This window comes from Motilibacter peucedani, assembly GCF_003634695.1.
In the GTDB taxonomy this organism is placed as follows: domain Bacteria; phylum Actinomycetota; class Actinomycetes; order Motilibacterales; family Motilibacteraceae; genus Motilibacter; species Motilibacter peucedani.
The window spans coordinates 626,258-649,653 of the sequence record NZ_RBWV01000010.1; the positions used below are offsets into that span (position 1 = coordinate 626,258).

22 protein-coding genes, 1 tRNA gene and 2 riboswitches are annotated in these 23,396 nt (G+C 75.4%); of the genes, 18 read left to right on the plus strand and 5 right to left on the minus strand.

Annotated elements, in window-relative coordinates; all coding sequences use genetic code 11:
* Positions 1-15: 15 nt before the first annotated feature.
* The 16 genes from aroH to gcvP all read left to right on the plus strand — a co-directional run bounded on the left by aroH (position 16) and on the right by gcvP (position 15,527).
* Positions 16-378: a chorismate mutase gene (gene aroH, locus CLV35_RS07785; RefSeq protein ID WP_121192861.1), complete on the plus strand. Its 363-nt coding sequence runs from the start codon at positions 16-18 to the stop codon at positions 376-378.
* Positions 375-1,469, plus strand: coding sequence for a prephenate dehydrogenase (locus tag CLV35_RS07790; protein WP_231121587.1), 1,095 nt, complete (start codon positions 375-377; stop codon positions 1,467-1,469). Before aroH ends, CLV35_RS07790 begins: the two co-directional genes overlap by 4 nt.
* A 143-nt stretch (positions 1,470-1,612) precedes the next feature.
* Positions 1,613-2,332, plus strand: coding sequence for a (d)CMP kinase (gene cmk, locus CLV35_RS07795; RefSeq protein ID WP_121192862.1), 720 nt, complete (start codon positions 1,613-1,615; stop codon positions 2,330-2,332).
* Complete coding sequence (gene der, locus CLV35_RS07800) at positions 2,329-3,852, plus strand: ribosome biogenesis GTPase Der (protein WP_121192863.1); 1,524 nt, start codon at positions 2,329-2,331, stop codon at positions 3,850-3,852. The genes cmk and der overlap by 4 nt, the downstream gene beginning before the upstream one ends.
* A 75-nt stretch (positions 3,853-3,927) precedes the next feature.
* Positions 3,928-4,001, plus strand: a tRNA-Pro gene (locus CLV35_RS07805).
* Between the two features lie 239 nt (positions 4,002-4,240).
* Positions 4,241-4,855 carry a CDP-alcohol phosphatidyltransferase family protein gene (locus CLV35_RS07810; RefSeq protein ID WP_121192864.1) on the plus strand — a complete coding sequence of 205 codons (615 nt, stop codon included), beginning with the start codon at positions 4,241-4,243 and terminating at the stop codon, positions 4,853-4,855.
* Entirely contained in the window at positions 4,852-7,347 is a 2,496-nt protein-coding gene (locus CLV35_RS07815) for a mannose-1-phosphate guanyltransferase (RefSeq protein WP_147431907.1), read from the plus strand. The genes CLV35_RS07810 and CLV35_RS07815 overlap by 4 nt, the downstream gene beginning before the upstream one ends.
* Before the next feature lie 30 nt (positions 7,348-7,377).
* On the plus strand, positions 7,378-8,163 hold the full coding sequence (locus CLV35_RS07820; protein ID WP_121192866.1) for a DUF881 domain-containing protein: 786 nt from the start codon (positions 7,378-7,380) through the stop codon (positions 8,161-8,163).
* On the plus strand, positions 8,160-8,492 hold the full coding sequence (locus tag CLV35_RS07825) for a small basic family protein (protein WP_121193017.1): 333 nt from the start codon (positions 8,160-8,162) through the stop codon (positions 8,490-8,492). The genes CLV35_RS07820 and CLV35_RS07825 overlap by 4 nt, the downstream gene beginning before the upstream one ends.
* A 2-nt stretch (positions 8,493-8,494) precedes the next feature.
* Complete coding sequence (locus tag CLV35_RS07830) at positions 8,495-9,160, plus strand: DUF881 domain-containing protein (protein ID WP_121192867.1); 666 nt, start codon at positions 8,495-8,497, stop codon at positions 9,158-9,160.
* 78 nt (positions 9,161-9,238) lie between these two features.
* Entirely contained in the window at positions 9,239-9,613 is a 375-nt protein-coding gene (gene gcvH, locus CLV35_RS07835) for a glycine cleavage system protein GcvH (protein ID WP_121192868.1), read from the plus strand.
* 122 nt (positions 9,614-9,735) lie between these two features.
* Positions 9,736-10,248, plus strand: coding sequence for an FHA domain-containing protein (locus tag CLV35_RS07840; RefSeq protein WP_121192869.1), 513 nt, complete (start codon positions 9,736-9,738; stop codon positions 10,246-10,248).
* A 32-nt stretch (positions 10,249-10,280) separates the two neighbouring features.
* A complete protein-coding gene (gene ftsR / locus CLV35_RS07845) occupies positions 10,281-11,027 on the plus strand; it encodes a transcriptional regulator FtsR (RefSeq protein ID WP_121193018.1) in 747 nt (248 codons plus the stop codon).
* A 68-nt stretch (positions 11,028-11,095) separates the two neighbouring features.
* Entirely contained in the window at positions 11,096-11,581 is a 486-nt protein-coding gene (locus CLV35_RS07850) for a bifunctional nuclease family protein (protein WP_121192870.1), read from the plus strand.
* A gap of 187 nt (positions 11,582-11,768) precedes the next feature.
* Positions 11,769-12,377 (plus strand): MerR family transcriptional regulator, encoded by a 609-nt coding sequence (locus CLV35_RS07855; RefSeq protein ID WP_121192871.1) that lies wholly within the window; start codon positions 11,769-11,771, stop codon positions 12,375-12,377.
* A 69-nt stretch (positions 12,378-12,446) separates the two neighbouring features.
* Positions 12,447-12,542, plus strand: a riboswitch (glycine riboswitch).
* Positions 12,543-12,654, plus strand: a riboswitch (glycine riboswitch).
* A 29-nt stretch (positions 12,655-12,683) separates the two neighbouring features.
* Positions 12,684-15,527 (plus strand): aminomethyl-transferring glycine dehydrogenase, encoded by a 2,844-nt coding sequence (gene gcvP / locus CLV35_RS07860; protein ID WP_121192872.1) that lies wholly within the window; start codon positions 12,684-12,686, stop codon positions 15,525-15,527.
* Positions 15,528-15,585: 58 nt separating this feature from the next.
* Here the strand turns inward: gcvP and CLV35_RS07865 are convergent, their stop codons facing one another.
* Complete coding sequence (locus CLV35_RS07865; RefSeq protein WP_121192873.1) at positions 15,586-15,786, minus strand: DUF5999 family protein; 201 nt, start codon at positions 15,784-15,786, stop codon at positions 15,586-15,588.
* A gap of 284 nt (positions 15,787-16,070) precedes the next feature.
* Between CLV35_RS07865 and CLV35_RS07870 the strand changes: the two genes are divergently transcribed.
* Entirely contained in the window at positions 16,071-17,147 is a 1,077-nt protein-coding gene (locus CLV35_RS07870; protein ID WP_121192874.1) for a type III polyketide synthase, read from the plus strand.
* Position 17,148: 1 nt separating this feature from the next.
* On the plus strand, positions 17,149-17,658 hold the full coding sequence (locus CLV35_RS07875; protein ID WP_121192875.1) for an isoprenylcysteine carboxyl methyltransferase family protein: 510 nt from the start codon (positions 17,149-17,151) through the stop codon (positions 17,656-17,658).
* Positions 17,659-17,664: 6 nt separating this feature from the next.
* Here the strand turns inward: CLV35_RS07875 and CLV35_RS07880 are convergent, their stop codons facing one another.
* The 4 genes from CLV35_RS07880 to CLV35_RS07895 all read right to left on the minus strand — a co-directional run bounded on the left by CLV35_RS07880 (position 17,665) and on the right by CLV35_RS07895 (position 23,339).
* A complete protein-coding gene (locus tag CLV35_RS07880; protein WP_121192876.1) occupies positions 17,665-18,549 on the minus strand; it encodes a formate/nitrite transporter family protein in 885 nt (294 codons plus the stop codon).
* Between the two features lie 109 nt (positions 18,550-18,658).
* Positions 18,659-19,156 (minus strand): phosphatase domain-containing protein, encoded by a 498-nt coding sequence (locus CLV35_RS07885; protein WP_121192877.1) that lies wholly within the window; start codon positions 19,154-19,156, stop codon positions 18,659-18,661.
* Positions 19,153-22,191 carry an AAA family ATPase gene (locus CLV35_RS07890; RefSeq protein WP_121192878.1) on the minus strand — a complete coding sequence of 1,013 codons (3,039 nt, stop codon included), beginning with the start codon at positions 22,189-22,191 and terminating at the stop codon, positions 19,153-19,155. Before CLV35_RS07890 ends, CLV35_RS07885 begins: the two co-directional genes overlap by 4 nt.
* A complete protein-coding gene (locus CLV35_RS07895) occupies positions 22,191-23,339 on the minus strand; it encodes an exonuclease SbcCD subunit D (RefSeq protein WP_121192879.1) in 1,149 nt (382 codons plus the stop codon). Before CLV35_RS07895 ends, CLV35_RS07890 begins: the two co-directional genes overlap by 1 nt.
* Between the last annotated feature and the right edge of the window lie 57 nt (positions 23,340-23,396).

A 23,396-nucleotide genomic window follows, 5' to 3' on the forward strand; every position in this document is an offset into this window, starting at 1 on the left:
GGTAGGGTCGTCGTCGTGGCAGTCCGTGCGATCCGTGGTGCCGTGCAGCTCGACGCCGACGAGAGCGAGCACCTGCTCACGTCGGTCGAGGAGCTGCTCGCCGCGATCCTCGAGCAGAACGAGCTCTCCCTCGACGACCTGATCAGCGTCATCTTCACCAGCACCCCCGACCTGGTCAGCGAGTTCCCGGCCGTCGCTGCCCGGCGGCTCGGCATGGGCGACGTGCCGCTGATGTGCGCGCAGGAGCTCGACATCGCCGGCTCCCTGCCTCGGGTCGTGCGGGTCATGGCGCACGTCGAGACGCCGCTGACGCGTCAGCAGGTGCGCCACGTCTACCTGAGGGGTGCGGTCGCGCTGCGCCGCGACATCGCGCAGTGAGCGACCCGCACCTGTCCACGGTCCACGTCGCCGGTGCCGGGCTGATCGGCGCCTCCGTCGGCCTGGCCCTGCGCCGGGCCGGCGTGCACGTCACGCTGAGCGACCGCGACCCGGAGGTCGCGCGGCGGGCCGGGGAGCTCGGAGCGGGGGAGCCGCGTACGCCTGCCGCCCCCGTCGACGTCTTCGTCGCCGCAGCCCCTCCGCACGCCGTCGCCGACGTGCTCGACGCCGCCGTCCGCGACGGCCTGGCGACCAGCTACACCGACGTGGCGGGCGTCAAGGCCGGTCCGCTCGGTGAGCTCGCGCGCCGCCACCCGGGCCTCGACGCGCTGGTCGGCGGGCACCCGATGGCCGGTCGCGAGCGCAGCGGCCCGGGTGCCGCCCGGATCGACCTGTTCGAGGGCCGGCCGTGGATCCTCACCCCGCTGCCCGCCACGGCGCCCGAGCACCTGGCCCGCGTCGAGGCGCTCGCGCGGCTGTGCGGCGCCACACCCGTGCGCATGGCGCCCGACGAGCACGACCGCGCGGTGGCGCTGGTGTCCCACGCCCCCCACGTGGTGGCCGCGCTGGTCGCCGGGCGGCTCGCGGCGGCGGAGCCGGCGGCGGTCGAGGTCGCAGGCACCGGCGTCCGCGACATCACCCGCGTCGCGGAGTCCGACCCCGCGCCGTGGGTCAGCCTGCTGCGCGAGAACTCCCGCTCGGTCGCCGAGGTGCTGCGCGCGCTTCGCGCCGACCTCGACGCGGCGCTCGACGCCCTCGCCGCACTGGCCGCCGACCCCGACGACGTGCACGCGGCCGACGACGTGCGCCGCCTGCTCGCCGCCGGCAACGCCGGGCGCGCCCGCCTGCCCGGCCGCCACGGCGGGCGCCCGGAGCACCTGGCCGTCGTCCCGGTCGTCGTGCCGGACCGCCCCGGCGAGCTCGCGCGGCTGCTCGCCGCGATCGACACCGCGGGCGTCAACGTCGAGGACCTCGCGATCGAGCACTCGCTGGGCCAGCCCGCCGGTCTCGCCGAGCTGCTCGTGCGCCCGGAGTCGGCCGACCTGCTGGCCGCGGCGCTGACGGCCGACGGGTGGTCCGTGCACCGCTGAGCGCTCGGCCGCGGACGCCGGTGCCCGCCAGCGGCTAGTCTTGTGCAGGCGGGGACCGCTCCAGCGCGCACGCGTCGAGCCCTCCCGCCGCCGGCCCGGCGCACTCGCGCCTGCCGGCCCGCGCTACCCCGCCGAGGAGAGCTGTGACTCCCGAACCCGTACGCCTCGCGTCGCTGGTCGTCGCCATCGACGGGTCCTCCGGCTCCGGCAAGTCCTCGGTCTCGCGCCGCGTCGCCGGCGTGCTCGGGCTGGCCTGCCTCGACACCGGGGCGATGTACCGCGCCGTCGCCGCCGCCGCGCTCGACCGCGGCATCGACCCGGGCGACGGCGCGGCGGTCGCCGCCCTGGCCCGGGCGGCGCACCTCGAGCAGTCCACCGACCCGGCCCACGAGTCGGTCGTCATCGACGGGCTCGACGTCACCGCCGCCATCCGCGAGCCGCGCGTCTCGGCGGTCGTGAGCGAGGTCGCGCGCAACCCCGAGGTGCGGGCCGAGCTGGTCGCCCGCCAGCGCGCCGTCGCCGAGGCCGGTGCCGTCGTCATCGAGGGCCGCGACATCACGACGGTGGTCGCGCCCGACGCGCCGGTGCGCCTGCTGCTCACGGCCGACGCCGAGGCGCGCGTCGCCCGGCGGGCGCAGGAGCTGCACGGCGCGTCCGACGCCGCGGCGCTGGCCGCGACCCGCGACTCCATCGTCGAGCGCGACGCGCGCGACGCGCAGGTCAACGACTTCTTCACCGCCGCCGACGGTGTCGTCGAGATCGACACCTCTCGCCTCGGCTTCGACGAGGTCGTCGACGCGGTGCTGCAGGTCGTCGTCGCCCGCGTGCCCGAGGCCGCGGCGGCGCTGGAGGCGGTCCGATGACCAGCGGTCCGATGGGCCCCACGGGCACCGACCCGGCAGCGCTCGACGCGTCGGACACGACCTCGCTCGACGAGCACCCGCTGGCCGACAGCGACGACGACTACGACGACGAGTTCGCCGACGACGAGAACTTCGTCATCGACGACGACGACCTCGAAGAGCCCTCCGACGACGAGTTCGAGCTCGGCGACGACCCGCTCGACGGGCTCATCCTGCCGGTGCTCGCCGTGGTCGGCCGGCCCAACGTCGGCAAGTCGACGCTGGTCAACCGCATCCTCGGCCGTCGTGAGGCGGTCGTCGAGGACGTGCCGGGCGTGACGCGCGACCGCGTCGCCTACGACGCGTCGTGGTCGGGCCGGCAGTTCACCCTGGTCGACACCGGCGGGTGGGAGCGCGACGTCACCGGGCTCGCCGCCCGCGTGGCCGAGCAGGCCGAGCTCGCCGTGGCCGCGGCCGACGCCGTGCTGCTCGTCGTCGACGCGACCGTCGGCGCCACCGACACCGAGGACGCGGTGGTGCGCGTGCTGCGCCGGGCCGGCAAGCCGGTCGTCCTCGCCGCCAACAAGGTCGACGACCAGAAGGCCGAGTCCGACGCCCTGGCGCTGTGGAACCTCGGGCTGGGCGAGCCCTACCCCGTCTCGGCCCTGCACGGCCGGGGGAGCGGTGACCTGCTCGACGCGATCATCGCCGTGCTGCCCCAGCCGCGTCCGGCGGAGGCCGTGCCCCAGGGCCCGCGGCGGGTGGCGCTCGTGGGGCGTCCCAACGTCGGCAAGTCGAGCCTGCTCAACGCGCTCGCGGGCGAGGACCGCGTGGTCGTCGACCCGACCGCGGGAACGACCCGCGACCCGGTCGACGAGCTCGTCGAGCTCGGCGGCCGCGACTGGCGCTTCGTCGACACCGCCGGCATCCGGCGCCGCGTGCACCTGCAGCAGGGCGCCGACTACTACGCCTCGCTGCGCACCAAGACCGCCGTCGACAAGGCCGAGGTGGCCGTGCTGCTGCTCGACGCCAGCGAGCCGCTGGCCGAGCAGGACATCCGCATCGCCTCGATGGTCTCGGAGTCCGGTCGGGCGCTGGTCCTCGCCTTCAACAAGTGGGACCTGCTCGACGAGGAGCGCCACGAGATCCTCGAGCGCGAGATCGACCGCGACCTCGCGATGGTGCGCTGGGCGCCGCGGGTCAACATCTCGGCGATGACCAAGCGCCACCTCGACAAGCTGGTGCCGGCGCTCGACACCGCCCTCGAGGGGTGGGAGACGCGCGTGCCGACCGCGCGGCTCAACTCCTTCCTCGGCCAGCTCGTGTCGGCGACGCCGCCGCCGGTCCGCGGGGGCAAGCAGCCGAAGATCCTGTTCGCCACGCAGGCCGGTGCGGCCCCGCCGCGCTTCGTGCTCTTCACGTCGGGCTTCCTCGAGGCCGGCTACCGCCGCTTCATCGAGCGGCGGCTGCGCGAGGAGTTCGGCTTCGCCGGCAGCCCGATCTCGATCTCGGTGCGCGTCCGCGAGAAGAAGAAGCGCTGAGCCTGCCGGGTGTCAGGCGGCTCCCGCTGCTGCGGTAAGGTCTACGGGTCCGCCCGGCACGACCGGGCGCTCGTTCGGGCTGTGGCGCAGCTTGGTAGCGCACTTGACTGGGGGTCAAGGGGTCGCAGGTTCAAATCCTGTCAGCCCGACATCGTGACGCCCCCGACCAGAGCTCCTGGTCGGGGGCGTTCGTCGTTCCCGATGGTTGTCCGGTCACAGACGGTGGAGACCGGCGGCCCCTCACGGGTAGTGTCGCGGCACAGAGACGTACGAGGCAGCCCGTACGCCCCGTCCCCGAGCGCCAGCAGCTGCGCCGTCGCAGCGCTCGCCGCCCAGCCGCACCGGAGCGGGACAGCCCCCACACCCGCCCCGTCTGGAGGACGACAGCATGGACGGACCGCCTCCGCCCGAGCTCGTGCCGACCGACCGCGTGCTCACCGTGCCCAACGCGCTGTCGGCGCTGCGCCTGGTGGGCGTGCCCTTCTTCCTCTGGCTCGTGCTCGACCACCACGACGGGTGGGCGCTGGCGCTGCTCGTGGTGAGCGGGCTGACCGACTGGCTCGACGGCAAGATCGCCCGGGCCACGGGCACGACGAGCCGGCTCGGCGCGCTGCTCGACCCGGCCGCCGACCGGCTCTACATCGTCGCGACGCTGGTCGGGCTGACCATCCGAGGCGTGCTGCCGCTGTGGGTGCCGGTCGTGCTGGTGGCGCGCGAGCTGGTCCTGGGCGTCGCACTGCTCGTGCTGCGGCGCCACGGGTACGGCCCGCTGCCGGTGCACTTCCTCGGCAAGGCGGCGACCGCGAACCTGCTCTACGCCTTCCCGCTGCTGCTGCTCGGCGACGGCCGCGGGACGCTCGAGTCCACGGCCGACGCCTTCGGCTGGGCCTTCGCGGTCTGGGGCACGGTCCTCTACTGGTACGCAGGGGTGCTCTACCTCGCGCAGGCGCGCGAGCTGCTCCGGCGCGTACCCCGCCTGCGAGTGGGAAAGGCACTCTCGTGAAAGCCGTCGTGATGGCGGGCGGTGAGGGCACCCGGCTGCGGCCGATGACGGCCAGCATGCCCAAGCCGCTGCTGCCCGTGGTCAACCGGCCGATCATGGAGCACGTCCTGCGCCTGCTGCGCTCCCACGGCTTCGACGAGACCGTCGTGACCGTCCAGTTCCTCGCCGCGCTGGTGCGCAACTACTTCGGCGACGGCGAGGACCTCGGGATGTCGCTGCAGTACGCGACCGAGGAGACCCCGCTCGGCACGGCGGGCAGCGTGCGCAACGCCGCCCACCTGCTCAAGGACGACACCTTCGTGGTGATCAGCGGCGACGCCCTCACCGACATCGACCTGACCTCGCTGGTCAAGGCCCACCGCCAGCGCGGCGCGCTGGTCACGGTGTGCCTCAAGCGCGTCGAGAACCCCCTCGACTTCGGCATCACGATCCTCGACGAGGACGAGCGCATCCAGCGGTTCCTCGAGAAGCCCACCTGGGGGCAGGTCTTCTCGGACACCGTCAACACCGGCATCTACGTGATGGAGCCCGAGGTCCTCGAGCTCGTCACCGCGGGGGAGACGGTCGACTGGTCGGGCGACGTGTTCCCGAAGCTCCTCGAGCGCGGCGCCCCGGTCTACGGCTACGTCGCCGACGGCTACTGGGAGGACGTCGGCACCCAGGAGTCCTACCTGCGCGCGCAGGCCGACGTCCTCAACGGCAACGTCGACGTGCAGATCGACGGGTTCGAGGTCTCGCCCGGTGTCTGGATTGCCGAGGGCGCCGACGTCGACCCCGACGCCAAGCTCGTCGGCCCGCTCTACGTCGGCGACTACGCCAAGGTCGAGGGCGGCGCGACGCTGCGCGAGCACACCGTGCTGGGCAGCAACGTCGTCGTGAAGAGCGGCGCCTTCCTCGAGCGCGCCGTCGTGCACGACAACGTCTTCATCGGCCCGCACGCCAGCCTGCGCGCCTGCGTCATCGGCAAGAACACCGACGTCATGCGCAGCGCGCGCGTCGAGGAGAACGCCGTCATCGGTGACGAGTGCGTCATCGAGGAGGAGGCGATCGTCCAGTCGGGGGTCAAGGTCTACCCCTTCAAGACGGTCGAGGCCGGCGCGGTCGTCAACCAGAGCGTCATCTTCGAGTCGCGCGGCCAGCGCAGCCTGTTCGGCCCGCGCGGCGTCAGCGGCATCGTCAACGTCGAGATCACCCCCGAGCTCGCCGTGCGCCTCGCCAGCGCCTGGGCGACGACGCTGCCCAAGGGCTCGACGGTCATCACGGCCTGCGACCACAGCCGCGGCGCCCGCACCATCAAGCGCGCGGTCATCGCCGCCCTCAACAGCTCGGCGCTCAACGTCGAGGACCTCGAGGCCGTGCCGCTGCCCGTCGCGCGCCTGCAGACCGCCGACGGCGGCGTCGGCGGCGTCTACATCCGCACCACCCGCGGGCTGCCCGAGAGCATCGACATCGTCCTGCTCGACGGCGCCGGCGCCGACCTCAGCCAGAGCGGGCAGCGCAAGGTCGAGCGCGTCCTCTCCCGCCAGGAGTACCGCCGCGCCTTCCCCGGCGAGATCGGCGACCTGCAGTGGCCCAGCCGGGTCGGCGAGGGCTACGTCACCGCCCTGCTGCACCGGCTCGACACCCGCGGCGTCGCCGAGGCCGAGCTCAAGGTCGTCGTCGACACCGGCGGCGGCCCGGCCGCGCTGATCCTGCCGCCCCTGCTCGGCCGGCTCAGCATCGACGTGCTCACCATCGGCAACCGGCTCGACGAGACCTACCCCACCGAGACCCGCGAGGGCCGGCAGGTCGCGCTCGAGCGGCTCGGCGAGCTCGTCGCCTCCTCGGGCGCGGCCTTCGGGGTGCGCTTCGACCCCGTGGGCGAGCGCATCTCCCTCGCCGACGAGACGGGTCGGCCGGTGCCTGACGAGCGCGCCCTGCTCGTGGTGCTCGACCTGGTCGCAGCGGAGAAGAACCGCGGCGTCGTGGCCCTGCCGGTCACCACGACGCGGGTCAGCGAGGCGGTCGCGAGGTTCCACGGCGTACGCATCGCCTGGACCGGTACGTCGTCGGCCCAGCTCGCGGCGGCCGCGCACGACCCCGACCTCGTCCTCGGCGCCGACGGCCGCGGCGGGTTCGTGGTGCCGGAGTCCAGCGGCATCGTCGACGGCATCGCGGCCTTCGTCCACCTGGTCGGCCTGGTCGCCCGCACCCAGCTCCAGCTCTCGGAGATCAACGCCCGCATCCCCACCTCGCACATCGTGCGCCGCTCGATCCCGACGCCGTGGGCGGCGAAGGGATCGGTCATGCGCGCGGTGGTCGAGGCGGCCGGCGACCGGCAGGTCGACACGACCGACGGCGTACGCGTCGTCGAGCGCGACGGCAGCTGGACCCTCGTGCTCCCGGACCCCTCCGAACCGGTCACGCACCTGTGGGCCGAGGGGTCGAACGACGCCGCTGCGGAGGCGATGCTCGACGAGTGGGCGCTCGTCGTCGAACGCGCCAACCGCTAGTCCGTCCGACCCGCGTGGCACGATGCGGGGGTGACGACCGGCGCGGCTCCGCAGGCGCGCCCGGACGCGACCATGGCGCTGGTCGACGAGCTGCTGCTGCACCGCGGCGAGAGCGCCTACGCCGTCGCCGCCCGCAACCCGCACCCCGGCGCGGCCCGCGTGGCGCTGGTCGGGCTGGTGGTGGCCGGGCTGGTGCTCGGCGTCGCGGCCGCGGAGCACCGGGCGACCCGGCCGGCCGCCTCGGCCGACCGGGCGGGGCTCGTCGAGGCGGTGCAGGCCCGCTCCCGCTCCGTCGACACCGAGCGCGCGGAGCTCGCCCGCCTGCGCGCGGGGATCGCGGCGCTGCGCGCGTCGCCGGCCCCGTCGGCGGTGCCGTCGCCCGACCCGGCGGCCGCTGCCGCCGCCGGCCTCGCCGCGCTCCGCGGGCCAGGGGTCGCGGTGACGGTCGACGACCCGGCCGACCGGTCGGCGCCGCGCGTCGAGGACCGCGACCTCCAGCTCGTGGTCGACGGGCTGTGGGCGGCCGGCGCGACCGGCGTCGCTGTCGACGGCAACCGCCTGACCTCGCTCACCGCGATCCGCACTGCGGGCAGCGCCGTGCTCGTCGGCTACCGCGCGGTCTCCCCGCCCTACACGGTGCTGGCGACCGGGCCCGCAGCCCTGCGCTCGCGCTTCGTCGCCGGCGCCGGCGGAGCGCTGCTCTCCGAGCTGGCCGACGCCTACGGCGTGCGGTGGAGCGCGCGCTCGCGCAGCAGCGTCGCGCTGCCCGCCGCCACCGCCTCCCTGCGCGTCGCGAGCCCGGGACCGACCCGGTGATCCCCGTCCTCGGGCTCGTCGTCGGCGTCGTCGCCGGCCTCGTGCTGCACCCCACGGTCCCGCTCTGGCTGCAGCCCTACCTGCCCATCGCGGTCGTCGCGGCGCTCGACGCGGTGTTCGGCGCGTGCCGCGCGGCGCTCGACGGCGTCTTCGACGAGCGGGTGTTCGTCGTGTCGTTCCTGTCCAACACGGTGGTCGCTGCGCTGATCGTCTACCTCGGCGACCAGCTGGGCGTCGGCGGGCAGCTCTCCACCGGGGTCGTGATCGTGCTCGGCGTGCGCATCTTCGCCAACGTCGCGGCCATCCGGCGCCGGCTGTTCGGGGCCTAGCCGTGCGACCGCTGCCCCCGCTGCGCGCCCGGCCGCGGGCGCAGGTCGCCGTCGGGGTCGTGCTCGCCCTGGTCGGCTTCGCCGCCGTCGTGCAGGCCCGCTCGTCGGGCACCAGCTCGCTGTCGGGGCTGCGCCAGACCGAGCTGGTGCGCATCCTCGACGACTCCGAGGCGCGCTCCGAGCAGCTGGCCGAGGAGCTGCGGACCCTGCAGCAGGACTACGACTCGCTCTCCCGCGGCCGGGCGGCCGACGCCGCGGCCGCGGCCGACGCGCGCCGCCGTGCCGACGAGCTCGGCATCCTCGCCGGCACGTTGCGGGCCACCGGTCCGGGGGTCGAGGTGCGCATCCCCGACCCGCAGGGCCGGGTCCGCGCCGTCGCGCTGCTCGACCTGGTGCAGGAGCTGCGCGACGCGGGCGCCGAGGCGATCCAGATCGGGTCGGTGCGCGTCGTCGTGAGCACCGCGCTCGAGGAGTCGGCGCAAGGGGTCCGCGTCGACGGGACCGTCGTGCCGCAGCCGTACGTCGTGCTCGCCGTCGGCCCCGCGGCCGACCTCGCGTCGGCGCTCGGCATCCCCGGCGGGGTCGTCGAGTCGCTGCAGGCGGCCGGCGTCTCGCCGCAGGTCTCCCAGCGCGCGAGCGTGCTGGTCAGCGCGTTGCATCCCGGTTGAGCCCGTGGCTAGGGTCGCGGGCTAGGGTCGGGCTCCCGGCCCGCGAGCCCACGCACCGCCACAGACACGGAGGACCGAGTGCTCCCGCAGGACCTGCGCTACACCGCCCAGCACGAGTGGCTCCGCGAGAGCGACGGCGTCGTGCGCGTCGGCATCACCGACTTCGCGCAGGACGCGCTGGGCGACGTCGTCTTCGTCCAGCTGCCCGCGGTCGGCGACACGGTCACGGCGGGTGAGTCGTGCGGAGAGGTCGAGTCGACCAAGAGCGTCAGCGACGTCTACTCCCCGGTCACCGGCGAGGTCGTGGCCCGCAACGAGGCCCTCGAGCAGACGCCCGAGCTGGTCAACTCCGACCCCTACGGCGAGGGCTGGATGTTCGAGGTGCGCGGCGGCGCGCAGGGCGGTCAGGAGCTGCTCGACGCCGACGCCTACGCCGCCCTCACCCAGCAGTAGACCGATCAGCGGCCGACCGTCCTCGCGCGGTAGCCTCGACCTCGAGTCAAGGTTCAGCGACCCCGCTGCGCACACCCGGCGACCGCGCCGGGCGTCGCGCCCCCGTCGACGAAAGGCCGCACATGTCGTTCTGCACCAACTGCGGGCACGCCAACGACGAGTCGGCCCGCTTCTGCAGCAGCTGCGGCACCGCCCTGCGCACCGGCGACATGACCAGCGCGCTCTCGATCCAGGGGCTCGCGGGCGAGCCGGCCACCGAGCCCGAGGCCGACGCCGGCTCGTTCTCGCAGGCCGACCTCGCAGCGGTCAGCGCCCTGCCGCCGGGCTCGGCGCTGCTCGTCGTGCGCCGCGGGCCCAACGCCGGCAGCCGGTTCCTGCTCGACGAGGACGTCACCACCGCCGGGCGCCACCCGGAGAGCGACATCTTCCTCGACGACGTCACGGTCTCGCGCCGGCACGCGGAGTTCGTGCGCACGCCTGACGGCTTCCTCGTCCGCGACGTCGGCAGCCTCAACGGCACCTACGTCAACCGCCAGCGCATCGACTCGGTGCTGCTCTCCGGCGGCGACGAGGTCCAGGTCGGCAAGTACCGCCTGGCCTACCTGCTGAGCGGGGGCGGGGGAGCCAAGGGGTGAGCGCGCTCCCGGCGTCCCGTGCCACCGACCCCATGACGCGCTCGACCGGCTCGACCAGGAGCATCGGGGAGGTCCTCTCGACCCTGCGTACCGAGTTCCCCGACGTCAGCATCTCGAAGATCCGCTTCCTCGAGGCTGAAGGTCTGGTCGAGCCTGAGCGCACCGCGTCGGGCTACCGCAAGTTCTCCGCTGCCGACGTCGAGCGGCTGAGGTACGTGCTGCGCGCCCAGCGCGACGCCTACCTCCCGCTGCGGGTGATCAAGGAGCACCTGGAGGCGATCGACCGCGGCCTCGAGCCGCCGGCGCTCTCCGCCGCTGCGCCGCGCGTGCCGCAGGCGAGCCTCGAGCCGGCCGACGACCCCGACGTGCTGGCGCGCGAGGCCTTCGGCCCCGACGCCGCCGCGACCCTGCGCCTCTCCCGGCGCGAGCTGTGCGAGGCCGCCGGCATCGCCGAGGCCCAGCTGCGCGAGGTCGAGTCCTTCGGCCTCATCGGCGAGCCGTCGGCGACCGGCCACTACGACCGCGACGCGCTGCTCGTGGCCAGGGTGGTCGGAGAGCTCGCCCGCTTCGGCGTCGAGCCGCGCCACCTGCGTCCCTTCCGCACCGCGGCCGAGCGCCAGGCCGGGCTCGTCGAGCAGGCCAGCGCACCCCTGCTGCGCCAGCGCGGCGCCGACGCCCAGGCCCGCGCCGAGGAGGCCACCCGCGAGCTGACGGCCCTGACCGTGCGGCTGCACGCGCTGCTCGTGAAGGCGGCGCTCGACCGCTCCGCCGGGCGCTGAGGGCCCGCCCGCTCCGCCGCTGACGAGAGCGCCGACGGCGCGAGACCTCCTGCGGGTAGGGTGAAACCGTGCGCCAACTCGACGTCGTCGGGGTTCGGGTGGAGATGCCCTCGAACCAGCCGATCGTGCTCCTCAAGGAGTCTGACGGGGAGCGCTACCTGCCCATCTGGATCGGTGCGGTCGAGGCCACCGCCATCGCCTTCGCGCAGCAGGGCGTGGTGCCGGCGCGGCCGCTCACCCACGACCTCATGCGCGACATCCTCGACACCGTCGGGCGCCAGCTCGAGCAGGTGCGCATCACCGCCCTGAGCGACGGGGTGTTCTACGCCGAGCTCCAGCTCACCGGCGGCCTGCAGGTGAGCAGCCGGCCCTCCGACGCCATCGCCCTGGCGCTGCGCACCGAGAGCCCGATCTTCTGCGACGACGGCGTGCTCGACGAGGCCGCCATCGCGATACCCGACGAGCAGGAGGACGAGGTCGAGAAGTTCCGCGAGTTCCTCGACTCGATCTCGCCCGAGGACTTCGAGGCCGGCGGCGGCCAGGGGCGGCAGTAGCTCCGCCGCCCGCGCGGGTGGCGCTGCCCGCCAGCCGGGAACGACACGCCGGGCTGCGTCGTTGACCGCGGCCCGCCGCAGCCGTAGCGTCTGTCGAACGCCGTCGGTGTAGTTCCACCGGTGGCAGCAGGCTCCAACGCGCTGACCGGCGCAGCACAGCACGGGCGTCATACCGGAAGGCACTGCCATGAGCGGCTCTCGCGGGTCCGACAGCTCGGCGCGCCCTGCGCAGGTCCCGCTGCCCGCCGGGCTGCAGGGCACCCAGCAGGAGCTCTTCCCCGACGAGGCGGCCGCCGAGCTCGAGGGCGTCGGCTTCCGCGGCCCCACCGCGTGCGCCGCAGCCGGCATCACCTACCGCCAGCTCGACTACTGGGCCCGCACCGGCCTCGTCGAGCCCACCGTGCGGCCCGCGTCCGGCTCCGGCACCCAGCGGCTCTACTCCTTCACCGACATCCTGCTGCTCAAGATCGTCAAGCGGCTGCTCGACACCGGCGTCTCGCTCCAGAACATCCGCACCGCGGTGACGCACCTGCGCGAGCGCGGCGCGGGCGACCTCGCCAGCATCACGCTGATGAGCGACGGCGCCAGCGTCTACGAGTGCACCTCGGCCGACGAGGTCATCGACCTGGTCCAGGGCGGCCAGGGCGTGTTCGGCATCGCCGTCGGCCGGGTGTGGCGCGAGGTCGAGGGCACCCTCGCCGAGCTGCCCGGCGTCCGCGCCGACGGCCAGGAGCACGCCGCGCCGCAGGGCACCGACGAGCTGGCCTCTCGCCGCTCGGCCCGCAAGACCGGCTGACGCGCAGCTCCTCCCGCGGCTCGGGAGCGGGCCCTGCCCGGCCGCGCTGGGCTAGGCTGGGTCCGTCGACGATCCCGCGCGGGAGAGTCACCGCGCAGCCAGCGCGGCGCGCCGAAGGAGCAACCTCCCCGGAACCTCTCAGGCACCCAGGACCGCGCGGTGGAGACACCTCTGGAAAGCAGGGTCCCCGGCGCAGCCGCACCCTCGCCGACGGTGAAAGCCGGGCCCGCGCACGTCGCCCGGTGAAGCTCTCAGGCTCCATGACAGAGGGGGAGCGCCCGACCCGACCGCGCCCGGAGGCTCCCCTTGCTCGCAGAGTTCGTCGCCCGCCACATCGGACCCGGCCCCGCCGAGCAGCAGCAGATGCTCTCGGCCCTCGGCTACGACAGCCTCGACGCCCTGCTCGACGCGGCGGTCCCCGCCTCGATCCGCAGCACCGAGCCCCTCGACCTGCCGGCGCCCGGCAGCGAGGCGGAGGTGACTGCAGCGCTGCGTGCGCTGGCGCAGCGCAACCGCGTCGGCACCCCGATGATCGGGCTCGGCTGGTCGCGCACGCACACCCCCGGCGTGATCCGGCGCAACGTGCTGGAGAGCCCCAGCTGGTACACCGCCTACACGCCCTACCAGCCCGAGATCTCGCAGGGCCGGCTCGAGGCGCTCTTCAGCTTCCAGACCCTGGTCAGCGACCTCACGGCCCTGCCGATCGCCGGCGCCTCGCTGCTCGACGAGTCGACCGCGGCCGCCGAGGCGATGACGATGGCCGCCCGCGTCGCCGGGCCTGCGGCCAAGGGCGGCGTCTTCGTCGTCGACGCCGACACCCACCCGCAGACCCTCGCGCTGCTCGCCGCGCGCGCCGAGCCGCTGGGCATCCCGCTGCAGGTCCTCGACCTCGCCGACGGCGGCGCGGCCCTCCCCGAGGGCCCCCTGCTCGGCGTGCTGGTGTCCTGCCCGAGCTCGACCGGCGGCGTGCGCGACCTGCGCGCGCTGGCCGAGGCCGTCCACGCGCGCGGCGGCCTGGTCGCCGCCGCCACCGACCTGCTCGCGCTGACCCTGCTGACGCCACCCGGCGAGTGGGGCGCCGACGTGGCCGTCGGCAGCGCCCAGCGCCTCGGCGTACCCCTCTTCTTCGGCGGCCCGCACGCCGGCTTCATGTCGGTGCGCGAGGGCCTCGCGCGTCAGCTGCCAGGCCGGCTCGTCGGCCTGAGCCGCGACGCCGACGGCCGACCGGCCTACCGCCTCGCGCTGCAGACCCGCGAGCAGCACATCCGCCGCGACAAGGCGACCAGCAACATCTGCACCGCGCAGGTGCTGCTCGCCGTGGTGTCGGCGATGTACGCGTCCTACCACGGCCCCGAGGGGCTGCGGGCGATCGCGACGCGTACGCACCGGCACGCCGTCGAGCTCGCGACGGCCCTGCGAGCCGCCGGCGTCGAGCTCGCGCACGAGCACTTCTTCGACACCGTCACGGCGGTCGTGCCGGGCCGCGCGGACGAGGTCGTGGGCAAGGCTCGCGCGCTCGGCGTCGACCTGCGCCGTGTCGACGCCGACCGCGTCGGCGTCAGCACCGACGAGACGACGACCGCGGAGCACGTCGAGCTGGTCCGCCAGGCGTTCGGCGTGCAGGCCGCCGAGGCGCGGGAGGAGGCCGCCGCGTACCCCGCTGGTCTCGCGCGCACCTCGAGCTTCCTCACCGCACCGGTCTTCACCGACCTGCGCAGCGAGACCGACCTGCTGCGCTACCTGCGCCGCCTCTCGGACAAGGACTACGCGCTCGACCGCGGCATGATCCCGCTCGGCTCGTGCACCATGAAGCTCAACGCGACCACCGAGCTCGAGCCGATCTCCTGGCCCGAGTTCGCCGACATCCACCCGTTCCAGCCGAGCGAGGACTCGGCCGGCTACGCCGAGCTGACCGCCGACCTCGAGCGCTGGCTCGCCGAGATCACGGGCTACGACTCGGTGTCGCTCCAGCCCAACGCCGGCGCGCAGGGCGAGCTGGCCGGGCTGCTGGCGATCCGCGCGTTCCACCGGGCCGAGGGCCACGGCGAGCGCGACGTCTGCCTGGTGCCGGCGAGCGCCCACGGGACCAACGCCGCCAGCGCGGTGCTGGCGGGCCTGCGGGTCTCGGTCGTCGCGACCACCGAGCAGGGCGAGATCGACCTCGACGACCTGCGCGCGAAGCTCGCCACCCACGAGGGCCGGGTCGCGGCGATCATGCTCACCTACCCCTCGACGCACGGCGTCTACGAGGAGACGGTGGGCGAGGTCTGCTCGCTCGTGCACGAGGCGGGCGGCCAGGTCTACGTCGACGGCGCCAACCTCAACGCCCTGGTCGGCGTCGCGCGCCCGGGTGCCTTCGGCGCCGACGTCTCGCACCTCAACCTGCACAAGACCTTCTGCATCCCGCACGGCGGCGGCGGCCCGGGCGTCGGCCCGGTGGCCGTGCGCGCCCACCTGGCGCCCTACCTCCCGAACCACCCGCTCGCCGCGCAGGCGGGGCCGGAGACCGGCACCGGCCCGATCAGCGCCGCGCCGTGGGGGAGCGCCGGCATCCTGCCGATCCCGTGGGCCTACATCCGGCTGATGGGCGCCGAGGGCCTGCGCCGGGCGACGTCGGTCGCGGTGCTGTCGGCCAACTACGTGGCGGCGCGCCTGCGCGAGCACTACCCGGTGCTCTACACCGGCCGCGACGGCCTCGTCGCCCACGAGTGCATCCTCGACCTGCGCCCGCTGACCAAGGCGACCGGGGTGACCGTCGACGACGTGGCCAAGCGCCTGATCGACTACGGCTTCCACGCGCCGACCATGAGCTTCCCGGTCGCCGGCACCCTGATGGTCGAGCCGACCGAGAGCGAGGACCTGCGCGAGATCGACCGCTTCTGCGACGCGATGGTCGCGATCCGGCAGGAGGCCGACGCGGTGGCCGAGGGTCGCTGGCCGGCGGGCGACAACCCGCTCGCGCGGGCGCCGCACCCTGCCGAGTCCCTGGTCGACGACTGGGACCGCGCCTACACCCGGCGCGAGGCGGTCTACCCGGGCGGCGCGTCGCCCGAGGGGAAGTACTGGCCGCCCGTCTCGCGCATCGACTCGGCGTGGGGCGACCGCAACCTGGTGTGCGCCTGCCCGCCGGCGTCTGCGTTCGAGGAGTAGGCGGCTCGCTCGGCCGCGCGGGCGTGCGCCCGCTCGGCTGTGCGCTCCCGCGGCTGGCTCAGGCCGCGTGCGCCGGCACGGGGCGGCGGGGAGCCGCGACCTGGCCGTCGGGGAACAGCTCGCCGTTGTCCTCGAAGAGGACCACGCCGTTGCAGAGCAGGGCCCAGCCCTGCTCCCAGTGGCGGGAGACGACGGCCGCGGCCTCGTGGTCGGGCGCGTGCGAGGTGGGACAGGTCGGATGGTGCGAGCAGGTGGTCATGTGTCTCTTCCCCTCCAGGGGACGCTTCTCGTGGTCTCTCTCACAGTGCTCTTCGGTCGGCTCGGCTTCCACCTTCACCTCCCGCGTGTCGGCGATCGCTGGTTCACCCGTCGAGCCCCGTCATCTCGGGTGAGTCGCTGGACCCTGCGATCGGTTCAGTGGCGCCGGCGAGTCACGAGGCACTCGTCGACCTGAGCGCACAGAGGCGCGCCAGATACGCCGCGGAGGTCGGCCACGGGCTCGGTCGGCTGGCGCGCCCGCCGGCGCCGCGTAGCGTGAGAGCCGTGGCGCGCATCGCAGCGGTCGCGGGAGCACTTCCCGAGCACCGGTACCCCCAGCAGCAGATCACCGAAGCCTTCACCGGCCTGATGCGCCCGGAGGACGACCGGCGGGCGCTGCTCGAGCGGTTCCACCGCTCGACCGGCGTGGAGCACCGCCACCTCGCGCTGCCCATCGAGGCCTACGCCGAGCTGCGCGACTTCACAGGAGCGAACACCGCGTACGTGTCGGCCGCCACCGCCCTCGGCGCCCGCGCCGTCGCGGCGGCGCTCGAGCGCAGCGGGCTCGCGGGGAGCGACGTCGACCTCGTCATCTCGACGACCGTCACCGGGGTGGGAGTGCCCTCCCTCGACGCCAGGCTGGTCAACCTGGTCGGACTGCGTCCCGACGTCAAGCGGCTGCCGCTGTTCGGGCTCGGCTGCGTCGCCGGTGCGGCAGGGGTGGCCCGCGCGGCCGACCACCTCGTCGGGCACCCGGACGACGTCGTGGTGCTGGTCGCGGTCGAGCTGTGCTCGTTGACGTTCCAGCTGGGCGACTCGTCGGTGGCGAACCTGATCGCCACCGGACTGTTCGGCGACGGCGCCTCGGCCGTGGTCCTGGTCGGCGACCGGCGCGCGCAGGCGATGGGGCTCGACGAAGGCACCGGTACGCCGCGGGTCGTGGCCTCGCGCAGCAGCTTCTACCCCGGCACCGAGGACGTGATGGGCTGGGACGTCGGCACCACCGGCTTCCGCGTCGTGCTCTCGGCCTCGGTGCCCGACGTCGTCGAGGAGCACCTCGCGGGCGATGTGAAGGGCTTTCTCGCCGACGCCGGCCTCGACATCGGTGACATCGGCTCGTGGATCGGGCACCCCGGCGGTCCCAAGGTCCTCGACACCGTGACGCGCGTGCTCGGGCTGCCCGACGACGCGCTGGAGCTGTCGTGGCGCAGCATGCGCGAGACCGGCAACCTGTCCTCGGTCTCGGTGCTCAACGTGCTCGAGCGCACCGCCGCCGAGCGCCGCCCGGCCGCGGGCGAGCCCAGCGTGATGTTCGCGATGGGGCCGGGGTTCTGCAGCGAGCTCGTGCTGCTGGAGTGGTGAGGTGAGCTGGTACGTCGCGCTCGTCCTCGCCGTCGGCGCCGAGCGCCTCGCTGAGCTCGTCGTCGCGACCCGCAACGCCCGCTGGAGCCTGGCGCGCGGTGGAGTGGAGTCCGGGCAGGGCCACTGGCCGTTCATGGTGGTGCTGCACACCGGGCTGCTCGTCGCCTGCGTCGCGGAGGCCGGCGCGCTCGACCGGCCCTTCCTGCCGGCTCTCGGCTGGACGTGCACGGCGCTCGTCGCGTCGTCGCAAGCCCTGCGGTGGTGGTGCATCGCCACGCTCGGGCGGCAGTGGAACACCCGCGTCATCGTGGTGCCGGGCCTCGAGCGCGTCGAGCGCGGCCCCTACCGGCTGCTGCGCCACCCCAACTACGTCGCCGTCGTCGTCGAGGGGGTCGCACTGCCGCTCGTGCACTCGGCCTGGCTGACCGCCACCGTCTTCACCGTGCTCAACGCCGGGCTGCTGAGGGTGCGCCTCGCCTCGGAGGAGCGGGCGCTGCAGAGCCTGGCCTGAGCCCGCTCAGCTCTCCGCCCGCTCCTTGGCGACCCGCTCCTTGCTGCGCACCAGCCGCAGCAGGGTGATGAGCCCGAGGCCGCCCACGACGTTGGCGACGACGGTGTAGGCGAACCACTGCAGCCAGTCCAGGTAGCCGTAGGGCGCCGACCCGCCCGTCAGGGCGACGAACACGAGCAGCGAGTCGAGCACCGAGTGGAACACCCCGGTCCCGGCGAGCACGAAGCCGAAGGCGAGGGCGGCCATCGCCTTGGCCGGGTCGGAGTCGGTGCCGTGCTGCATGCGGGTCATGAGCGTGATCGCCGCGCCGGCGAGCACGCCGAGGCAGACGGTGCGCACCGACAGGTGCGCCTGCGCGTAGGTCGCGGCGGTCTCGACGGCCAGGTGGTGCAGGCGGGGGAAGCCGTGGGCGATCACCCACGCCATGCACCAGCCGCCGACCAGGTTGGCCACCAGGGTGAGGACCCACAGGCGTAGGAGCTGCACGGGCCGCGCGCGCTTCGCGGCAACGGCCGTCACCGGCACCAGGAAGCCCTCGGTGAACAGCTCGCTGTCGGCGAGCAGCAGCGCGAGGAAGCCCACGGAGAACGCGACCCCCGCGAGCAGCGGGCTCCCGGTCGCGTCGAGCACGACCAGCAGGGCGAGCAGGCCGAGAGCGACGTCGACGCCGCCCATCAGCCCGGTGCTGACCAGCGCTCCCCAGGTGCGCTCGAGGCGCTGCTCGCCCTCGTCGGCGAGCCGGTCGAAGGCGTTCTCGACGCGCTCCTCGAGCACCGGCTCGTCGCGCTCGTCGGTGTCGGGCGCACCGGCGTCCTGCTCGCGCTCGTCGTCGTCGCGCTGGTCGTCAGCGCTCTCTCGGCCCTGGGCGGCGTGGGCAGGCGTCGCTGGCATGGGTTCCTCCGGGTTCGCCGCCCGCAGCCGGGAGGTCGGACGCAGCGCGGGCGCGCGACGCACCGGGATGGTTCCGCGCGGGCGGGCGGTCCATGCCCCGGCGCACGGGTCAGGTGCGTCCCTCGTCCTGCTGCGCCTGCTGGAGGGTCAGCTGCTCGTCGGCGTCGCGGCCCATCCAGTCGGCGTGCATGACGGCGAAGCCCGCAGCGCGGGCGGCGGCGACGACCGCTGCGTCGTCGTCGACGAGCACGTCGACCGGTCGCTCAGCCGCCAGCCGGCGCAGCAGCTCGACCTTCGTCTGCCGGGCCGGCCGCCGGTCGCCGCCGCGCCGCATCAGCAGGCGGCCCTCGGGCAGGCCGTGCTCGCGCAACCAGCGCTCGGTGTCGGCGCGGCAGCGCTCGGGCCGGCCGGTCACCCACACCAGCTCGTGGTCGGCCGCCAGCTGGTGGGCCACCGCCTCGCCCTCGACGAGCAGGGGGTCGTCGGGTGCCGCGGCGAAGAAGGCGTCCCAGGCCTTGGGCCGGGACTCCACGTGGTGGAGGCGGTGCCGCACGTCGGCGACCACGCCGTCGAGGTCGACGGCGGCGTAGGGGCGCAGCTCGCTCATGCCGCCGAGGATGCCCCCTGCACGGAGCTCGTGGTCGCCCGGCCCGCCGAGGTCGACGGTGCGCAGCCGGTCAGCGACACCCGGGAACCGTCGCGGCCCTTGGCGACGCGGACCTGCGCCGGCACGCGGGCCCGGAGCTCGGACACGTGGCTCACCAGCCCGACGACCCGACCGCCCTCGCGAAGCCCGTCGAGCACGTCGAGCACCTCGTCGAGGGTCTCGTCGTCGAGGGAGCCGAACCCCTCGTCGATGAACAGCGTCTCGAGGACCGCCCCGCCCGCCTCTGCCGCGACCACGTCGGCCAGGCCGAGCGCGAGGGCCAGCGACGCGGAGAACGCCTCGCCGCCGGACAGGGTGGCCGGGTCGCGCTCGACGCCGGTCCAGGCGTCGAGCACCGTGAGTCCGAGCCCGGCCCGGCCCCGGCCGCTGGTGGCCGCCGCGGTGTGGGCCAGGGAGTAGCGCCCGCTGGTCATGCGCAGCAGCCGCTCGCCGGCGGCCAGCGCCACCTGCTCGAGCCGGGCGGCGAGCACGTAGGCGGACAGCCGCATGCGCAGGGTGTTGTCGCCGCCGCTGCCCTCGGCGAGCGCCGAGAGCGACGCGAGCACGGCGTGGCGCTCGCGCTCGGGCGCGAGCCCGCGGAGCGCCTCGTCGGTGGTCACGAAGAGCTGCTCGAGCGCCGCGGACCGCCTGCGGGCCAGCGCGGCGTCCTCTCCCGCCTGCGCCAGTGCTCGCGACGCGGCGGCGAGCTCGAGCTCGGCGCCCGGCAGGTCGGGCGGCGCGGCGGCGAGCAGCCGCTCGAGCCCGCCGTCGGCGTAGGGCTGCTCGGCGAGGCGGTCGGCGAGCGCCGCAGCCTCCTGCTCGAGCCCGCGCAGCTCGGCCTCCAGCTCCGCGGTGGCCGCAGAGGTGCGGCACGCGGCTCGCGCGGCACCCAGGTCGTCGAAGGCCGCCTCGGCGACGGCGGCCACCGCCTGCTCGCGCGTCGCGGAGCAGGCGGCCCGCTGGCGCTCGTGGGCCTCCGCCGCCTCGGCGGTCGCGACGAGCAGCGCGGCCACGCGGCGCAGGCGCTCGGCGCGCCGGGCGACGCTCGGGTCGTCGCCCCGGGCGGCGTCGAGGCGCTCGCGCGCGGCCGCCAGCTGATCGGCGCGCGCCTGCGCGGAGGCGGCCGCCTGCGCCGCGCGCGCCGTGGTGGCCGAGAGCCGCTCGCCGAGCGTGCGGTCCTGCTCGTCGAGCTGCAGCAGGCGCTCGTGGGCCGCGGGTTGCCCGGCGGCCGCCTCGGTGGCCAGCTCCAGCTCGGCCACGAGCTGCCGCCAGGCCGACTGCAGCTCCGCCAGTCCGGCGCTGCCCGCGAGGGCTGCAACGGCGGCGTGCCGGGCCGTGACCACCGACACGGTCTCCGCCGCCTGGGCCCGCCGCGCCTCGGCCAGCTCGAAGGCCTGGCGGGCGCGGTCCTCGTCGGCAGCTGCGTCGCCCTGCGCCCGAGCAGGGGCCGGGTGCTCGCTCGCGCCGCACACCGGGCAGGCGTCGCCGTCGACGAGGCCCTGCGCGAGCTCGGCCGCCATGGCGTCGAGGCGGGCGCTGCGGGCGTCGAGCCAGCGCTCGCGCTCGTCCTGGGCCGAGTCGGTCAGCAGCAGCAGCCCGGCGCGGGCCTCCGCGAGGGCCGCCTCGAGCGCGTCGCGCTCGCGACCGGCGGCGACCCGCGCCTCGGCCTCCTGCACGAGCGGGGAGAGCCGGCGCGCCTCCGACGCCGCCGCCACGGCGGCCTCCAGCGCCGCGCGCGCGTGCGCCCGCAGACCGGGGAGGGCGTCGCGCAGCACCACGAGCCGCTGGTGCTCGGCGAGCGCGTCGGCGGCCACCGCCCGCTCGGCCTGCTCCGACGCCACGAGCTGAGGGAGGTGGGCCTCCTCCTCGGCGAGCCCGCCCAGCCGGCTGGCCTCGGCCAGCCGGTCCTGGGCGGCCGACCGCAGCGACGGCCCGCCGGCGCCGGGCGGGGCGTCCTGACCCTCCAGGCCCGCCGCACCGGCACGGGCGGCCAGCTCGGCGGCCGCGCGGTCGAGGTCGCGCTCAGCGCGGGCGAGGGCGTCGAGCAGCGGGCGCACCGGCAGCGCGCGGCGGGCTCGCGCCAGCTCGTCGGCGAGCTGCCCGTGCCGCGCGCGCGAGGCCGCGGCCCGCTGGGCGCGCCCGTGGAGCGCCCGCGCCGCGTCCTGCAGGGCCGCTTCGCCGCGGGCCGCGTCGAGCCGCGCCCGCGCTCCCTCGACCGCCTGCTCGGCGGCCGGCAGCGCCGCCCCCGCGGCGTCGGCGCGCCCGCGCGCGTCGAGCACCAGCGCACGGAGCCAGCCGGCGGGGTCGTCGGCGGCCTCGGGCGCCGGCGCCCCGGCCTCCTGCGCGGCGCGGGCGAGCAGGACGCGGAGGTCCTCCTCGCGGTCGGCCAGGCTGCGGGCCGACTCGCGGCGGCGCTCGGCCAGCCACGCCTCGACGGCCGCGAAGCGCTCGGTCGCGAACAGCGTCTGGAGTATCGCGCGCCGGGTCTCGGCGTCGGCGCGCAGGAAGCGGGCGAACTCGCCCTGCGGGAGCAGCACGACCTGGCAGAACTGCTCCGCCGTCATGCCGAGCACCTCGCCCAGCAGGTGGCCCGCCTCGTCGAGCCGCGTGGCCCGCACGACGGGCTCGTCGCAGACGACCTCCTCGACCAGCACCCCGGCCTGCTCGCGCACCGTGCCCGTGCCGCGCTTCTTCGGCCGGTCCCAGGCGGGGCGCCGCGTCACGCGGAAGCGGCGGCCCCGGCAGGTCAGCTCGAGGCGCACCTCGGTCGTGACGGCGGGCGAGGCGTGGTCGCTGCGCAGCCGTCCCGCGCCCTGGCGGGCGCCGGGGACCACGCCGTAGAGGGCGAACACGACGGCGTCGAGGATGCTGGTCTTGCCCGCGCCGGTGGGGCCGGAGAGCAGGAAGAGCCCGGCGTCGTGCAGCGCGTCGAAGTCGACCTCCTCCGTGCCGGCGAAGGGCCCGAACGCCGTCATGCGCAGCGTGTGCAGGCGCATCAGGCGACCGCCTCGCGCAGGCGCACGGCCTCGAACGCCTCGCGCAGCAGGGCGGTCTCGGCGTCGGTGGGCGCCGCCCCGGCGCGCACGTGCTCGACGAAGCCCGCGGCCAGGCCGAGGTCGTCGAGCCCGCGCACCAGCTCGGAGTAGCCCTGGGCCCGCTGCGGGCCGCCGACCGGGTCGAACCCGAGCACCAGCACGTGGGGGAACCGGGCGCGCAGCCGCTCCATCGGCTCGCGCGGGCGCACGGCGTCGGTGAGCGTCACCTGCAGCCAGGAGTCCTCGAGGTGGGCGTGCTGGGCGCCCGTCAGCAGGTCGTCGAGGCTGCCGCGCAGGGTGGCGAGGGGGCGGGGGACCGGGCAGGGGACCACCTCGACCGACCCGAGCCCCGACGCCCCGAGCTCGACCAGGGCCACCGACTTGGTGTGGCGCGCCTCGGAGAAGGAGTAGGCCAGCGGCGATCCGCTGTAGCGGACGGCCGGCCCCAGCTGCTGCGGGCCGTGCAGGTGGCCGAGGGCGGCGTAGTCGACGCCGTCGAACACCGAGGCCGTCACCGCGCCGATGCCGCCGACCGAGATGTCGCGCTCGCTGTCGCTGGGCAGCCCGCCGCTGACGAAGGCGTGGGCGGCGACCACCGAGCGGGTGCCGCGCCGGCGGGAGAGGTCGGCGCGCACGAGCCGCATCGCCGCGCCGAGCACGGCGGCGTGCCCGCGCTCGTCGCAGGCGAGCAGCGGCCCTGCGGCGTCGGGCTCGAGGTAGGGCAGGGGGTAGAGCGCGACCGGGCCGTGGTCGTCCTGCAGCAGCACCGGGGTGCCCACCGCGCGCGGGTCGGTGCGCAGGTGGACCCCGGCCGCGTCGAGCAGCCGCGAGCCGAAGCCCAGCCGTGACGCCGAGTCGTGGTTGCCGCTGAGCAGCACCACCCGGGCGCCCGCGGCCACCAGGCGGGAGAGCGCGTCGTCGAACAGCGCGACCGCGTCGACGGCGGGCAGCGCCCGGTCGTAGACGTCGCCGGCGACCAGCACCACGTCGACCCGCTCGCGGACGACGACCTCGACCAGGAAGTCGACGAAGGCGGCCTGCGCCCCGAGCATGCCCTCCCGGTGGAAGGAGCGGCCCAGGTGCCAGTCGGAGGTGTGGAGGATGCGCACGCAGGAGACCGTAGGCGGGGGCACTGACAGAGTCGGGGAGCCGCGCCGCCCGCAGCC